The 15,546-nt window shown below is 35.2% G+C and carries 14 protein-coding genes; 13 read left to right on the top strand and 1 reads right to left on the bottom strand.

From position 1 onward, the window contains the following. Positions 1–295 precede the first annotated feature (295 nt). Both NST60_RS23185 and NST60_RS23180 read left to right on the top strand, forming a co-directional pair. Positions 296–2,056, top strand: coding sequence for an ABC transporter ATP-binding protein (locus tag NST60_RS23185; protein ID WP_341100426.1), 1,761 nt, complete (start codon positions 296–298; stop codon positions 2,054–2,056). Further along, on the top strand, positions 2,046–3,827 hold the full coding sequence (locus NST60_RS23180) for an ABC transporter ATP-binding protein (RefSeq protein ID WP_016202967.1): 1,782 nt from the start codon (positions 2,046–2,048) through the stop codon (positions 3,825–3,827). Before NST60_RS23185 ends, NST60_RS23180 begins: the two co-directional genes overlap by 11 nt. Before the next feature lie 446 nt (positions 3,828–4,273). On the opposite strand, the gene NST60_RS23175 is transcribed toward NST60_RS23180, so the two are convergent. Next, positions 4,274–5,191, bottom strand: coding sequence for a Na/Pi symporter (locus tag NST60_RS23175; RefSeq protein WP_016202968.1), 918 nt, complete (start codon positions 5,189–5,191; stop codon positions 4,274–4,276). A 325-nt stretch (positions 5,192–5,516) separates the two neighbouring features. Between NST60_RS23175 and rpsU the strand changes: the two genes are divergently transcribed. From rpsU to NST60_RS23120, 11 genes are all read left to right on the top strand, one after another. Continuing rightward, a complete protein-coding gene (rpsU, locus tag NST60_RS23170) occupies positions 5,517–5,690 on the top strand; it encodes a 30S ribosomal protein S21 (RefSeq protein WP_003152957.1) in 174 nt (57 codons plus the stop codon). Positions 5,691–5,707: 17 nt separating this feature from the next. Then, positions 5,708–6,151, top strand: a complete 444-nt coding sequence (locus NST60_RS23165; RefSeq protein WP_101730811.1) for a GatB/YqeY domain-containing protein — start codon at positions 5,708–5,710, stop codon at positions 6,149–6,151. Positions 6,152–6,378: 227 nt separating this feature from the next. After that, a complete protein-coding gene (locus NST60_RS23160; protein WP_016202970.1) occupies positions 6,379–7,719 on the top strand; it encodes an NfeD family protein in 1,341 nt (446 codons plus the stop codon). Next, entirely contained in the window at positions 7,719–8,720 is a 1,002-nt protein-coding gene (gene floA, locus NST60_RS23155) for a flotillin-like protein FloA (RefSeq protein ID WP_016202971.1), read from the top strand. Before NST60_RS23160 ends, floA begins: the two co-directional genes overlap by 1 nt. Before the next feature lie 25 nt (positions 8,721–8,745). Further along, on the top strand, positions 8,746–9,186 hold the full coding sequence (locus NST60_RS23150) for a hypothetical protein (protein ID WP_254415424.1): 441 nt from the start codon (positions 8,746–8,748) through the stop codon (positions 9,184–9,186). Positions 9,187–9,430: 244 nt separating this feature from the next. Continuing rightward, complete coding sequence (gene yqfC, locus NST60_RS23145) at positions 9,431–9,715, top strand: sporulation protein YqfC (protein ID WP_016202973.1); 285 nt, start codon at positions 9,431–9,433, stop codon at positions 9,713–9,715. Positions 9,716–9,729: 14 nt separating this feature from the next. Then, positions 9,730–10,923 carry a sporulation protein YqfD gene (gene yqfD, locus NST60_RS23140; RefSeq protein ID WP_016202974.1) on the top strand — a complete coding sequence of 398 codons (1,194 nt, stop codon included), beginning with the start codon at positions 9,730–9,732 and terminating at the stop codon, positions 10,921–10,923. Then, positions 10,920–11,885: a PhoH family protein gene (locus NST60_RS23135; RefSeq protein ID WP_016202975.1), complete on the top strand. Its 966-nt coding sequence runs from the start codon at positions 10,920–10,922 to the stop codon at positions 11,883–11,885. Before yqfD ends, NST60_RS23135 begins: the two co-directional genes overlap by 4 nt. Before the next feature lie 315 nt (positions 11,886–12,200). Continuing rightward, a complete protein-coding gene (locus tag NST60_RS23130) occupies positions 12,201–14,372 on the top strand; it encodes an HD family phosphohydrolase (protein ID WP_101730812.1) in 2,172 nt (723 codons plus the stop codon). 12 nt (positions 14,373–14,384) lie between these two features. Beyond that, entirely contained in the window at positions 14,385–14,855 is a 471-nt protein-coding gene (ybeY, locus tag NST60_RS23125) for an rRNA maturation RNase YbeY (RefSeq protein WP_016202978.1), read from the top strand. Then, positions 14,833–15,228, top strand: coding sequence for a diacylglycerol kinase family protein (locus NST60_RS23120; protein WP_016202979.1), 396 nt, complete (start codon positions 14,833–14,835; stop codon positions 15,226–15,228). Before ybeY ends, NST60_RS23120 begins: the two co-directional genes overlap by 23 nt. Positions 15,229–15,546: the final 318 nt, after the last annotated feature.

The raw sequence follows: 15,546 nt of genomic DNA, 5'->3' as shown, positions 1-15,546 counted from the left end.
TAAAATAATTTAAATGGCATTGTTAACGTAGTTGTTACCTGCAAAAAGGCAGATAAGGAGGATCAAAGTTTGTGATAGGCAGCAGAGCGTAACAAATGGTTTAACAACGCCAAAAAGATGGGAGAGAGGCAGAAAGTATGAAAGCGAATCTAAACTTTTTATACACCCCTTTATTTGTATTAAGAGATATTATTGATTTCACTTAGTGAATTTAGTTTTACAAGTATATTTATCTATCTTTAGAAATATCATTTTTGAAGTAAACAAATAATAAAAGAAAGAGTGTAGATTCCTATTGAATAATTACCAATGGATTTGGAGTTATGTAAAGAAGAATAAGAAAAAAGTAATTAGTGCAACGTTGATTTTATTGGCAAATTCCTTCTTTGTAGTGATTATTCCTATTTTAAGCGGAAAATTGATTGATGAAGTCATTGAGAATAATCGAGTCCAACTCTTAGTTCCAATTCTGTTAGCGATGATAGGGGCAACACTTATTAGAACGGTTACTCGTTACATATACCAAATGTTCTATGAACATGTTGGTCAAGATGCACAGTTTGAAATCAGGCAAGATATGTACAAAAAACTACAAGAGCTTGATTTTGACTTTTTCAATCATAATAGAGTAGGAGATATTATGGCGAGGATGACAGGGGATATGGATGCGATACGCCATTTTGTTTCATGGGTTTGCTACAATATCGCTGAATGTGTCATCTGGTTTGTCGTTGCTATTCTAGTAATGATGAGCATCGATTGGAAACTAACATTAGCACTTGTTGCCGTTACACCAATTATTTTTATTTTTACGCAAAAAATGTCCAAAGCAGCACATCCTGTATTTTTAGAAATTCGCGAAAGTTTTTCAAGACTGAACTCCATGGTAGAAGAAAATATTAGTGGAAACCGAGTAGTTAAAGCGTTTTCTCGTGAAGAATATGAAATTGAAAAGTTTAATCATTTTAATAATGATTATCGGAAGCGTAATCTTGATTCTGCCAATGTTTCGAAAAAGTATTTACCCTGGTTGGATGGATTTGCAGGTGTATTAGCTGTTATTACATTATTATTAGGTGGTTTATTTGTTATCCAAGGAAGTATGTCCATTGGTGATTTGGTTGCTTTTAACGGCTTTATGTGGCTTCTAAATATGCCAATGCGTATGAGCGGATGGCTGATAAATGATGTGCAGCGTTTTAATGCATCGTGTGTAAAAATTAGAAATTTATTAAATACCGAGCCGCAAATTATGGTGGAAGACAGAAAGAAAGGCAAGAAAATTTCTGGATATGTAACATTTGAAAATGTCTCTTTTGCGTTTTCCGATGATCCAGAAACACCAATCTTAAAAAATGTTTCCTTTAGCGTTCGACCGGGGCAAACAGTGGGGATTTTAGGTGAAACAGGATCAGGCAAATCTACGCTTGTTAACTTAATTGCAAGATTCTATGACCCGACAGATGGGGAAGTATTAATTGATCAAGTCAATGCCAAAGAATGGCCAGTACGGAAGCTCCGTGATCAAATTTCGATGGTAATGCAAGACATCTTTTTGTTTTCCAATACGATTGAGGAAAATATCTCCTTTGGAAATCCATATTTGAATATGGAACAGATTCAGCGTGTAGCAGCTATTGCAGATGCTCATAATTTCATTGCTAAAATGCCTGAAGGATACGATACAATCGTAGGCGAGCGTGGGGTTGGATTATCTGGCGGTCAAAAGCAAAGAATCTCCTTAGCGAGGGCGTTAGCAAAGGATCCGTCTATTTTAATATTAGATGATACGACATCGGCAGTAGACATGGAAACAGAAAGTAAGATTCAAAAAGAACTAACTCAGCTAACGCAAACTAAAACAACATTTATTATTGCGCATCGGATTTCTTCTGTGAGAGAAGCAGACTTTATTTTAGTTCTTGATAAAGGCGAAGTAAAGGAACGAGGAACACATGCAGAGCTCGTTGCCAAAAAAGGAATGTATTACGATGTATACAAAAGACAGCTAGGATTAGTAGAGCAGGAAGAAGGGGGAGCAACCATTGGCCCGTAATAAATTTAATGTCGATGAAGAATTAGAAACCGAATTTAATTGGAGTCACTATAAACGAATCGGTGCTTATATTAAACCTTATAAAAAGGCATTGTTTATTACATTGCTAATCATATTAATTGCCAACGTGGCAGGGATGCTTGGTCCGTTTTTTACGAAAATTGCAATTGATGAAATTATACCAAATAAAGATATATCATTACTGATAGGAATTAGTATTTTGTTTATTCTTTCTCTAGTTGTAATCGGAATATGTATGCGCTACCGTATTCAATGGATTACACAAATTGGTCAGAATATTTTAAAGGATATGCGCTTAGATATTTTTCAGCACTTACAGAAGCTTCCCTTTTCTTATTTTGATAATCGTCCCCATGGGAAAATTTTGATAAGAGTCGTTAACTATATTAATACATTAAGTGATTTATTGAGTAACGGTTTAATCAATCTCATTTCTGATATCATCAGCGTAATTATTACGTTAATTTTCATGTTTGCAATTGATGCAAAATTAACGTTGTATAGTTTAGCACTCTTGCCGATTTTAGGATTATTAGTATGGGTTATCAAAAATATGCAGAGAAAAGCATATCAAGTGTTAAGTAATAAACAATCTAATATGAATGCCTATATCCATGAAAGTATTGCTGGGATAAAAATTACCCAATCATTTGCTAGGGAAGAGGAAAACTTTGAAATTTTCGATGAAGTTAGTAATGAGACACGTACATCTTGGCTTAAAGCAGTATCCATTCAGTTTTTATTATGGCCAGGGGTGCAAAACATCTCTGTTTTAACGACAAGTTTAATTTATTTCGTAGGAATACGTCAGATTGGGGTAGATGTTAGTACAGGAACACTTGTGGCGTTTATTGGATATGTCAATAATTTCTGGAACCCTGTTATAAATATGGGGAACTTCTATAATGCGCTTATTACTGCTTCCGCTTATTTAGAGCGCATATTTGAAACATTGGATGTAGAACCAGATATTAAGGATGATCCAAAAGCGATCCAAATGCCAACAATAAAGGGAAATGTCACATTTGACCATGTTTCTTTCCGCTACGAAGAAGGGAAAAACATCCTTAACGATGTTAGCTTTCATATAAATGCGGGCGAAAGCATTGCCTTAGTAGGACCAACAGGTGCCGGAAAATCAACCATTATCAATTTGTTAAGCAGGTTTTATGATGTAAATGAAGGAAGCGTAAAAATTGATGGGATAGATGTCAGGGATGTTACGCTGAAATCTCTCCGCTCGCAAATGGGTGTGATGCTTCAAGACACTTTTGTATTTTCAGGAACCATTCTAGAAAATATTCGTTATGGAAAGCTGGATGCAACTGAAGAAGAAATTATTGCAGCAGCTAAAATTGTAAGAGCTCATGATTTCATTAAAGATTTAAAGGACGGTTATCATACTGTTGTAGAGGAACGAGGCAGTACATTATCAGCGGGACAAAGGCAGCTGATCTCTTTTGCACGAGCCCTCTTAGCAAACCCTAAAATACTGATTTTAGATGAAGCTACGAGTAGCATTGATACAAAAACAGAGGAACTCCTGCAAGAAGGAATTACCGAATTGTTAAAAGGTCGGACTTCTTTCATCATCGCCCATCGCCTATCGACAATTAAAAATAGCAGTCAAATATTTTATGTGGATGGTGGTAGAATTGCGGAAAAAGGTACCCATGAAGAGTTAATGACTAAAAAAGGATTGTATTATCATTTATATCAATCCCAATATGATTTATTAAAAGTAATGTAAAGAGACTGAAACATAAGTATTTTCAACCAAATAACTCCGAACGATTATACGTACATATAAGAAATATTCGTATGATTGTTTGGGGTTTTATTCATTTTAAGAAAGAAGGTTTGTGGTGATCAGCCGCAGCCTAAATACACTTCGCTTTCCATGGGGCGAGCACCATGCCTCCTCGCTTCTTAAGTTCCTGCGGGGTCTTGGACTTTCTCGCAGCTCCCATAGGAGTCGAGCGGACTCCTCTCCAAACCAATCTTATTTTTACTTTCAAACATGCTTGCTCTTCATTTCGCACGAAAAAAGACTTTTTCAGTGGTCTCCATAGAGTGTCTGTAGCGTAATGGAACGAGTTGGTTTCGCTACTAAATGAGAGATTGTTCGTCTTTATTTATTATATATTTTGTTCTGTCCAGTCTCTTTTCATTAACCCAATATAGAGAAAAACATCTTTAACTGTGTATACGCATGATTAATTTGCCAAAACGTTCAGCAAAGGGAAGAACTAAAAGCGAAGACAAGACATTAAATAGTAGACTTGCATGGGCCAGTTGGACATCAATATCGGACGTCATATTTTTAACAATAGCAGCTAATTCATGGATAAATGGATAAAACAAAATAACCCCACCGATATTTAACCAAATATGGGCATATGCACAGAGTTTCGCACTTTTTTCTGTTCCGAGTGAAGCCAAAAAAGAAGTAACGCATGTTCCAATATTAGAACCTAACATAATTGCAATAGCAATCTCGATAGGAAGCAGTCCTGCCGTCAAAAAACCCATAATAATTCCAATTGTAGCAGTACTTGATTGAATCAATGCGGTAATAACAATGCCAACTAGAAGAGCGAGGAAAGGACGATCTGCCAATTGGAGAAAAAAAGTATTTAATGTTGTTTGGTTTTCAATCATTCCAGCAAAATATTTAAAGCCTCTCATCGTTGTAAAGACGATAGAAATACCAAATAAAATGAAACCAAAACTTCTTAACTGATATTTATTTATAATCATAAACAGTACACCAATAATGGCAAGTGGCAGTAAATAATTATTAATATCAAAAGTAATAAATTCGGTTGTAAATGTTGTCCCAATATTTGTTCCTAAAATAATTCCAATGGATTGAGGAAAAGTTAAAACTCTTGCAGAAATTAATCCGATTGTGAGCACCATAACTGCAGCACTGCTTTGGAGAAGTGCTGTAATAATGATGGACACGATTAAGCCCTTCCAAGGTTTATCTGTTAATTTTTCGAGTAAACCTTTCAATGAATGAGAAGATAAATTAAATAAGCCTGTTCGTAAAAGCGTCATTCCATAAATAAATAAAAGGATAAGTCCGATAAAAAGTAAAAGATAAATCATTGTATGCTTCCTCCTTATCAGAACTATATGAAGAGAAGAAGAAGGACATGCCATTTAAATGATAGAAGAATAAACTTCTTTATAGTAGCTTATATGGCAGGGTGTTTAAAATGATTTATAGAGGGAAAAATTGAGGACGAGAAAGGAATGGAGGGAGAAAAAGGCTGATTTCTCGTGTAAAACACCTTTTTTTTACGTTTTTTTAAAACAATTTGTCTAACTAGGTCAAATACGGTTGACCTTGTAACTTTGATATATTATAATGTCAAGGTACATGGAAACCATGTTGATGTTAGTGTGTTGTGTTCGGAGGGAGGGAAAGAGAATGTCTAAAACCGTCGTTCGTAAAAACGAATCGCTTGAAGATGCTCTTCGTCGCTTCAAACGTTCAGTATCAAAAACTGGTACTTTGCAGGAAGCTAGAAAGCGCGAATTCTACGAGAAACCAAGTGTGAAACGTAAGAAAAAATCAGAAGCAGCAAGAAAACGTAAGTTCTAAGAGAGGGTGTAGCTAAATTGAGTCTTCTCGAACGCTTAAACAATGATATGAAGCAAGCGATGAAAAACAAAGAAAAAGATAAACTAGTTGTAATTCGAATGATTAAGGCTGCCATTCAGAATGAAAGAATTAAGCTTGGTAGAGATCTTTCTGAAGAAGACGAGTTATCTGTCCTTTCTCGCGAAGTAAAACAACGCAAAGACTCCCTCCATGAGTTTGAGAAAGCAGGTCGTGAAGATCTTGTTGACAAAATACGTGCGGAGTTAAAACATGTTGAAATATATATGCCTGAACAGCTTTCGGAAGAGGAGCTAGCAGAGATTGTGAAACAAACAATCGCCGATACTGGTGCTTCTTCGAAGAAAGAGATGGGAAAAGTGATGGCTGCTTTAATGCCTAAAGTAAAAGGAAAAGCAGACGGTTCACTAGTAAATAAACTTGTACAACAACACCTTTCATAAATAAGTTTATGTTTTAAAGGCTGCAGATTAAGTCTGCAGCCTTTTTACATAAATGGATTGAAAAGGTTTTCTTTTTTTAGAGTACGAGGTCGTTTGCCTAATTTTTGTTTTATCTATTTACAAAAAAACATCTAATAAAAAATTAAAAAAAAGTGAAACTTTTCATCAAGTTAACCGTATACATAGTCATAAGCTTTTCCTATTATATTTTAGAAAGGAGGGAGAATTTGAAAAGGCAAAAGAAATTATTGTTTATTCCTCTTCTTTTTATGCTTTTACTATCTATCATTCCAAGCATCATTTATGCGAATAATGACAAGATAGTATATGTGGTTCCGATTAAGAATACTGTTGAAAAAGGTTTGAGTGAGTTTATCGATCGAGCAATAACAGAAGCAGAAGAAAATCGCGCTAGTGCCATTATTTTTGATATGAATACTCCTGGTGGAGACGTTTCGGCTGCTATTGAAATAGGAAAAAGAATATCTGAAACAGATATTAAAACCGTAACTTACATTAATCAAGATGCTATTTCAGCAGGTTCTTATATTGCGTTAAATACCGATGAAATCTATATGGTGGAAGGAGGCAGGATAGGCTCTTCTGGAGTGATTGACCAACAAGGAAACGCAGCGGATGAAAAAGCTCAATCTTACTGGCTTTCTGCGATGAAAGGTGCAGCAGAGAAGACAGGGAGAGATCCAATTTATGCGATGGCTATGGCAGATAAATCTATTGCTATACCGGGAATAAAGAAATCTGGGACTTTTTTAACCTTAACTTCATCTGAAGCACAAGAAATAGAATATTCAAACGGTACTGTTAAAAGTTTAGATGATGTATTGAATCAGTTAGACTTGAAGGATGCAAAATTAGAAAGGCTAGATGAAAGTTTCGCAGAGAAAATAGCAAGGTTCGTGACAAATCCTATTATCGTTCCTATTTTATTGTCGATTGGAAGTCTAGGGTTGATTATTGAGTTATATTCACCTGGATTTGGACTCCCGGGAATTGCGGGAATATCTGCACTGCTGCTCTTTTTCTATGGTCACCTAGTCGCAGGACTTGCAGGATATGAAAGTCTAATTCTCTTTGTGATAGGTATCCTTTTAATTATATTGGAATTCTTTGTCGTCGGAGGAATAGCGGGAGCAATAGGGATTGTTTCAGTCATAGCAAGTATGTTTCTTGCAAGTGGAGATATTGCGGTCATAGGGATAAGCCTTGTAATCGCAATAGGGGTTTCGATTATCGCATCTATCTTATTAGTAAAGGTGTTTGGTAGAAAAATGAAATTCTTTAGAAAAATAATATTAACAGACTCAACTAGTACAGAAAATGGGTATGTCTCTAATCAAAATCGCGAGGATTTGATTGGAAAAACAGGAATTGCCTTGACTGCATTACGTCCTGCTGGCGTAGTTCTCGTGAACGAGGAAAGAGTTGATGTAGTGAGTGAAGGTAGTTTTATTGATAAAGAGAAAAATGTAAAAGTGGTAAAAGTTGAAGGTTCTAGAATTGTGGTAAGGGAAATACTAACGAAAGATATACTAAAGGAGGATGAGTAATGTTAGTTGGAGGATTTGAAATTTTTTGGATTATCGTAGTAGTACTGGCAGTTATTTTATTAGGGGTACTATTAACTTTTGTGCCAGTCATGCTATGGATATCTGCTTTAGCAGCTGGAGTGAAAATTAGTATTTTTACATTGGTGGGGATGCGTTTAAGAAGGGTAATTCCAAGTCGTGTCGTAAATCCGCTAATTAAAGCACATAAAGCTGGGATAAATGCAACGATTAACCAATTAGAAAGTCATTATCTTGCCGGAGGTAATGTAGATAGAGTTGTAAATGCTTTAATTGCTGCCCATCGTGCAAATATTGAGTTATCATTTGAAAGATGTGCTGCTATTGACTTAGCAGGACGGGATGTATTAGAAGCGGTTCAAATGAGTGTCAATCCGAAAGTAATTGAGACACCTTTTATCGCTGGTGTAGCGATGGATGGTATTGAAGTTAAAGCGAAAGCAAGAATTACAGTGCGTGCAAATATTGAGAGACTAGTAGGGGGAGCTGGAGAAGAAACAGTTGTAGCCAGAGTTGGGGAAGGAATTGTTTCGACAATCGGTTCGTCTGATAACCATAAAAAGGTATTAGAAAATCCAGATATGATTTCTCAAACTGTTTTATCTAAAGGCTTAGATGCTGGTACTGCCTTTGAAATTCTATCGATTGATATTGCGGATGTTGATATCGGCAAAAACATCGGAGCGGAATTACAAACAGAGCAAGCAGAAGCAGATAAAAAAATCGCTCAAGCGAAAGCAGAAGAACGTAGAGCAATGGCTGTAGCCCAAGAACAAGAGATGAAGGCAAAAGTACAAGAAATGCGTGCTAAAGTTGTGGAAGCAGAAGCAGAGGTTCCTATGGCTATGTCTGATGCATTGCGTTCTGGCAATATGGGTGTAATGGATTATATGAACTTACAAAATATAACTGCTGATACAGAAATGCGAGGCTCCATTGGCAAATTGACAGATGATCAGAAAAATAAAGATGATAATGAGTAAACTTTAAGAAAGGGAGGGAAAAGATTTGGAAATCCTTCCAATAATAATTGCTGTTGTAGCTTTTCTCTTCTCTTCTATATTTGACAATAGCAAAAAACAACAGGCTCCTAAACAAACAAGACCACAGGTGCCAAAGCCTGTTAACCGAGAAGTGGAAAGAAAACAACCAGTCATGGCAGTTCCTGAAAAAACAAAAAAAGTGGTGGAAAAGAAAAAACCACTTTCTGAGTTGGAAAGGCTTCAAAGAGAAAATGCAAGTTTACAAAAGAAAATTAAAATGATGGAACAGCAACGAAATCGAGGAGCTCAAGTGCCAGTTTTAAATAAGGTGGTTAAAGGAGCAGATTCGGAAGGCTTCTTTACAAAGGAAAATATTGTTCAGGCAGTCGTATTTTCTGAAGTTTTAGCTTCCCCTCGATCAAGAAATCCGCATAGAGCATCTATGCAAAGTAAAACTAAAAAATAAGAAATACAAGTATAGAGAGTTATTATTAAGCGTTATTTCTCCCTTCGAGAAACTATTTGCTTGATAATGGCTCTTTTTTTATGCGTGTAAGATTAAACAGAAGAAAATTTCGATAGAAAGCATGCTGCCAATGTTTTTCTTAGCATAATGTAAAACTCCTTGAATATGATGATAGTAAGTGTAAGAAAGCGTACTGTCTATCTAGAGAATCTCATAAAAGAGAGGAAAGGGGGGTTCTTTTTTTATGGCTAAAAAGTGGGGACATAACTTGCGGAACTGGATGATTAAAAACTTAGAACTTCCTCAAGATGTCATGATGGACTTACCTAGAATCACAATGATCGGACAAATACATATTTATGTAGAGAACCACCGAGGGTTAATAACCTTTTCAGATAAAGAATTGCGATTGCTTTTAAAACAAGGGCAACTGTTAATCAAAGGAAAAGGGTTCGTTATTAAAACGATATTGCCGGAAGAAATATTATTAGAAGGGAAAATAGATCAAGTTTTATACATAAATGAGTGATTTGGGAGGAAATTATGAAAAATCATTGGATTGAATATTTAACAGGGATTATTACAGTGAAAGCAACGGGCAAAGGTTTAGAACGCTTTTTAAATAAGTTATTAAAAAATGATATTGCTATCTGGCGTGTAAAAAAACATGGACCTCAAGCTGTAACTTTTCAAATTAGTTTAAAGAAAATTCACCATTTTCGTCGTTTAGTTAGAGGTAGCGGTATAAAAATAGAGTTTCAGCGCAGAGCTGGAGCTCCATTTCTATATAAGAGATTGTGGAAGAATAGTGGTTTTGTGATGGGGTTATTCCTTTTTTTAGGACTAGTTCTGACTTTATCCAATATGGTATGGGGAATAGAGGTTAAGGGAGCAAATCCGGCAACAGAATATCAGATACGTAAGCAGCTTGACAAGATGGATATTAAAATTGGTAAATTTCAATTTTTTGCGAAAGAGTTAGATGAAATCCAAGCGGAACTAACGAATAATATTGATGCGATTACATGGATTGGTGTGGAGTTAAAAGGGACAACTTATCATTTCCAGGTTGTTGAGAAAAATGAACCGAAGAAGAAGGAAGAAGTGGGACCACAAAATTTAGTAGCGACGAAAAAAGCGACAATAGTATCTGATTTTGTGGAATCTGGTACGAAACAATATACAATCAATGAAGTTGTAAAAAAAGGACAATTGTTAGTTTCTGGAACAATAGGAAAGGAAGATAATACGAAAAGTGTATCTGCTAAAGGAAAAGTATGGGGGGAAGTCTGGTATACAACCGAAGTGACAGTTCCTTTAGAAACAACTTTCCAAGTATTTAATGGAGAAGAGAAACAAAAATTTTATATAAGGCTAGGTAAGTGGGATATACCTGTATGGGGATTCGGCAAAGTAGAATATAAGCAGTTTGAGAAAGAAGAGAACGAGACGAATGTTAAGTTTTTCAAATGGGAGTTACCGGTGAAGGTTGTAAATGAGACTTATCGGGAAAAGGAAATTGTGAAAAGGGGATATAGTGGCAAGGAAGCTGTGAAGAAAGGGAAGGAAGATGCAAGAAAGGATATTATGAAACGAATTGGAGAAGATGGAAAAATTAAGGAAGAAAAAATTTTGCAACAAGATATAAAGAATGGTAAAGTAAAACTAAATATAGCTTTTACAACAGTAGAAAACATTGCGAAAGCACATCCTCTAACTCAAGGAGATACAGAATGACAGAAGATTTAAAAACGATGAATGTAAAATTGAAAGATCCAAACGAAGCGATTGCTTTACTTGGTAATGGAGATAGCAATCTGCAAGTGCTTGAGAAAGAATTAGATTGTAACATCGTAACGAGAGGAGAAACATTGCTTGTTTCTTCTGAAAGTCCTGATTCAATAGAGCTCGTGGGGGATATTGTTGAGAAACTTTTACAAGTTATCCGTAAAGGTGTTTCTATCAGTCAACGAGATGTGATTTATGCTATTTCTTTGGCAAAGAAAGGAACACTTGAATATTTCGGGTCACTATATGATGAAGAAATAGCGAAAACGATTAAAGGTAAATCAATTAGAGTAAAAACAATTGGACAAAGTGAGTATATACGCTCTATAAGAAGACATGATTTAGTGTTTGGAATAGGGCCAGCAGGTACCGGTAAGACTTATTTAGCCGTTGTGATGGCCGTAAATGCTTTAAAGAATGGTAAAGTAAATCGAATTATTTTAACAAGACCAGCAGTAGAAGCTGGTGAAAGTTTAGGATTTTTGCCAGGAGATTTGAAAGAAAAAGTGGATCCATATTTACGCCCATTATACGATGCGTTGCATGATGTTCTCGGTATGGAGCATACAACACGTTTGATTGAAAGAAATACGATTGAGGTTGCTCCACTTGCGTATATGCGTGGAAGAACATTGGATGATGCATTTGTAATTTTGGATGAAGCACAAAACACAACTCATGCTCAAATGAAAATGTTTCTAACGAGGCTTGGAGTTGGTTCCAAGATGGTGATTACAGGTGACAAAACACAAATAGATCTACCAAAAGGTGTTAAATCTGGTTTGGTGGTTGCTGAACAAATACTGCAAAGTGTTAACGGAATTGGCTTTGTTCATTTAGAAGAAAGTGATGTAGTAAGACATCCATTAGTTGGAAAAATCATTAACGCATATGGAAAACAAGATGTGTAAGAAAAAAGGGACAATATCTTAAGTGTTTTAGAGGACTTAAGGTATACTGTCTCTTTTTTATGTTTGAATCCTTTTGGAAAGATGAAATATTTCGAAAAAGGGTGAAAACAATCGAAAAAACTGTTATCATTTTACATATGATAAGGTTTTTGCTTCTATGTTAATGATGACTTTACTTAGCAAAAAGGAAAGTAAAGAGGAGCCTCTAGACCAGCTGCAAAGGGAGAAATTTCATCTAGATAGGTTAAGGGTTAAGAAATAGGTTTAAGATGATAAATAAGCTAATCAACCTATTTTTAATGATAGGAGGTAAATATGAGCGTTTGGCAGAGAATGAGTAATAACGTAATAAAACTAATGAATATTACCCTTTTTAAAATAATTCTATTTGTTTTAATTGGTGTTATTCTATTCTTTACACTGTATGGAAATGTAAAGCCGGAAAAATTAAACGTACAGCTATTTTCTGTTGCAGATCAAACGATTCGTTCACCAATCACGGTGGAAGATAAAGAAAGTACAGAAAAAAAGAAAGAAGAAGCAAAAAATCAAGTACAGGACGTATATGTTGTTAATAAAGAAATAGCGCAAAATCGTGTGGATTTAATATCATCCATATTTGATTCAGTGACGGAAGTAAATAATGAAGTAGAAAAAGAATTGGAAGAAAAAAAGAAAAAAGCAGAAGAAGAGGATAAGGACAAAGATTCGATAAAAGAGCCATCTGTTGATGAGAAGGTCGAATTGCTAAAGGGAAAACTAACCAATGAAGTGACGAACGAAATAATGGATCGATCTTTAAAATCACTTATTCCTTATTCAGAAGATCAATTAGAAATAGCAAAAGATATTACAGTTACAGCGATACATACAGTCATGAATGGAAAGATTCCTTCTGACGAGGTTGAGAATGCGAAAAAAAGAGTGGAGGATATTTTAAAGGTTAATGATGGTTTAACATCTGATTTAAAAAGTGCAAGTATCGACTTAGGAAGATTTGCCATTATTCAAAATGAGTTTTATGATCCGACTGCGACTGAAGAGATGCGTCAGCAAGCTGTGGATAGCGTTGAGCCGATAAGAGTCCTTCAAGGTCAAGTTCTTGTAGAAGAAGGTCAATTAATTAGCAGGGAAATACATAGGCAGCTTGAGCTTGTTGGATTGTTGGATAGTGATAATTCGATTCAGCCCTTTATTGGTTTAGGTTTAATTATATTATCCATACTAGCTGCTTTATATTTTTATACATTCAAAAGAATATCAAAGGAAAAAGAGAAAAATATTCAATTTTATTTAATGTTCTTTCTAGTATTAAGTGTAACGATTGTCCTCATGAAAACGATAAGTATGTTTCAACAGTTTGAATATACAGAGATTGGTTATATATTTCCGGCTGCAATGGCTGTGATGCTAATTAAAATATTAATGGAAGAGAAATCAGCCATGTTGGTAACCATTATTCTTGCCATTTGTGGAATGATTATGTTTAATGAAGGCGTTGCTGGAACTTTTAACGTTGGAATGGGAATATATATTATTGCGAGTGGTTTGGCAGGAACGTTATTTTTAAATAAAAGGAATCAGCGAAACAATATTCTTTATGCAGGATTCTTTATTTCTTTCATTAACATTGTTACGATATTAGCGATTTTATATTTGCAAAATGGCCATTATGGTGCAAAAGAATATGGCGTGTTCATTTTATTGGCTATTATATCAGGAATTAGCTCTGCTGTTTTAACAATTGGTTTCCTTCCATTTCTTGAAACAGGCTTTGGAGTTCTTTCAACAATCAAGTTAATTGAGCTCTCCAATCCAAATCATCCGTTATTGCGAAAAATTTTAACAGAGGCACCTGGTACCTATCATCATAGTGTTATGGTTGCTAATTTAGCAGAATCAGCATGCGAGGCGATTGGAGCCAATGGCTTACTAGCAAGAGTAGGTTGCTATTATCATGATATTGGCAAAACAAAAAGGCCGCATTTCTTTATTGAAAATCAAATGAATATGGGGAATCCCCATGACCGCATCCCGCCTCAAGCAAGTAAAAATATTATAATTGCCCATGCAACGGATGGCGCGGAATTATTAAGAAAATATAAAATGCCAAAAGAAATAGTCGATATTGCTGAGCAGCACCATGGAACCTCTTTATTAAAATATTTTTATTATAAGGCAAGAGAAAAGGGTGGAGAGGTAAAAGCACATGATTACCGTTATCCTGGACCGAAGGCGCAGACACGAGAAGTAGCAATTATCGGGATTGCAGATAGTGTGGAAGCAGCCGTAAGAAGTTTAAATGCGCCAACTACGGATCAAATTGATTCATTAATTAAAAATATTATTTCTGATCGTTTACAAGATGGACAATTGGACGAATGTGATTTAACATTAAAGGAATTAGAAATTGTTCGAAATACATTAAGTGAAACATTAAAAGGGATTTTTCATTCACGAATCGAATATCCTGAAATGAAAAAGTAAAGGAAGTATAGTATGAATTTAGAAATTGATTTTATTGATGAAACGGAAAAAGTAAAGGAAAGTGAAAGAACAAAGATTAATGATCTTCTTCAATTTGCAGCTAAAAAACAAAACCTGCAAGGAGAAATTGAGCTTTCCATCACTTTTGTTCATAATGAGCAAATTCAAGAAATAAATAGGGAATACAGAGAAAAGGATCAACCAACAGATGTCATTTCTTTTGCACTTGAGGAATTAGGAGAAGGCGAGATTCAGTTGGTTGGGGAAGGTCTTCCTAGAATGTTAGGCGATATTGTCATTTCTATCGATAAAGCGGAGGAACAGGCAAAGGAATATGGTCATTCATATATGCGAGAACTTGGATTTTTATCTGTTCATGGCTTTTTGCACTTGCTAGGATATGACCATATGACAGAAGAAGAAGAAAAAGTGATGTTTACTCTACAAAAGGATATATTAGATGAGTTCGGATTACAAAGATAAAAGGATTCGAAAGAACAGTCAATTATCCTCCTTCCGCCTAGCTGTTTTAGGAATACTAACTGCTATTAAACAAGAAAGAAATGTAAAGATTCATTTGGTAATATCTATTCTTGTTATTATATTAGGTATTTTAAATGATTTATCGAAACATGAGTGGATGTTCATTGCGTTTTGTATTGGGTTAGTCATTAGTTTGGAGCTGATAAATACTGCTATTGAACGAGTAGTAGATCTGGTTACAAGTGAATATCATCCATTGGCAAAAGAGGCAAAGGATATAGCGGCAGGTGCCGTATTTGTAGCAGCAATTCTTTCTGTGGTGATTGGTGGAGTTATTTTTATCCCGAAAATACTACAAGCTATAATGAGCTAGAAATAAGAAAAAGCTATCTAGATAAAAATTAGATCGATGAAGCAATGATTATCATTCATTGCGATTGGATCTTATTTTTAAAAGATAGCTTTTTTCTGTTATTTTACATGACTTTTTTAACCCACTCTTAAGGCTAGTTAAACCCCAACCGAAAGAAACGGAAAATCGAGGAAGTGAGGTTGAACTCTCCTGTATAGGTCCGATAAGTTGCAACAATCCATTAGTCAAAGATAGAATCGTTACGACAATTTTTTAAGAAATAGTAAACAATTAAAACTCCTGACTTCTGCCTCTTTATTGTATGTATAAATTAGTATA

Source organism: Niallia sp. FSL W8-1348, assembly GCF_038006745.1.
GTDB lineage: Bacteria > Bacillota > Bacilli > Bacillales > Cytobacillaceae > Niallia > Niallia alba.
Note: the sequence above shows the minus strand (reverse complement) of the source record. Positions and strands in the feature narration are given on the sequence as shown.

Bases quoted from the DNA above. Each gene is read 5' to 3' on its own strand.
- NST60_RS23135 (WP_016202975.1), top strand. From the start codon at position 10,920: ATGACAGAAGATTTAAAAACGATGAATGTAAAATTGAAAGATCCAAAC.
- NST60_RS23175 (WP_016202968.1), bottom strand. From the start codon at position 5,191: ATGATTTATCTTTTACTTTTTATCGGACTTATCCTTTTATTTATTTAT.
- ybeY (WP_016202978.1), top strand. From the start codon at position 14,385: ATGAATTTAGAAATTGATTTTATTGATGAAACGGAAAAAGTAAAGGAA.
- floA (WP_016202971.1), top strand. From the start codon at position 7,719: ATGTTAGTTGGAGGATTTGAAATTTTTTGGATTATCGTAGTAGTACTG.
- NST60_RS23120 (WP_016202979.1), top strand. From the start codon at position 14,833: ATGAGTTCGGATTACAAAGATAAAAGGATTCGAAAGAACAGTCAATTA.
- rpsU (WP_003152957.1), top strand. From the start codon at position 5,517: ATGTCTAAAACCGTCGTTCGTAAAAACGAATCGCTTGAAGATGCTCTT.
- yqfC (WP_016202973.1), top strand. From the start codon at position 9,431: ATGGCTAAAAAGTGGGGACATAACTTGCGGAACTGGATGATTAAAAAC.
- yqfD (WP_016202974.1), top strand. From the start codon at position 9,730: ATGAAAAATCATTGGATTGAATATTTAACAGGGATTATTACAGTGAAA.
- NST60_RS23130 (WP_101730812.1), top strand. From the start codon at position 12,201: ATGAGCGTTTGGCAGAGAATGAGTAATAACGTAATAAAACTAATGAAT.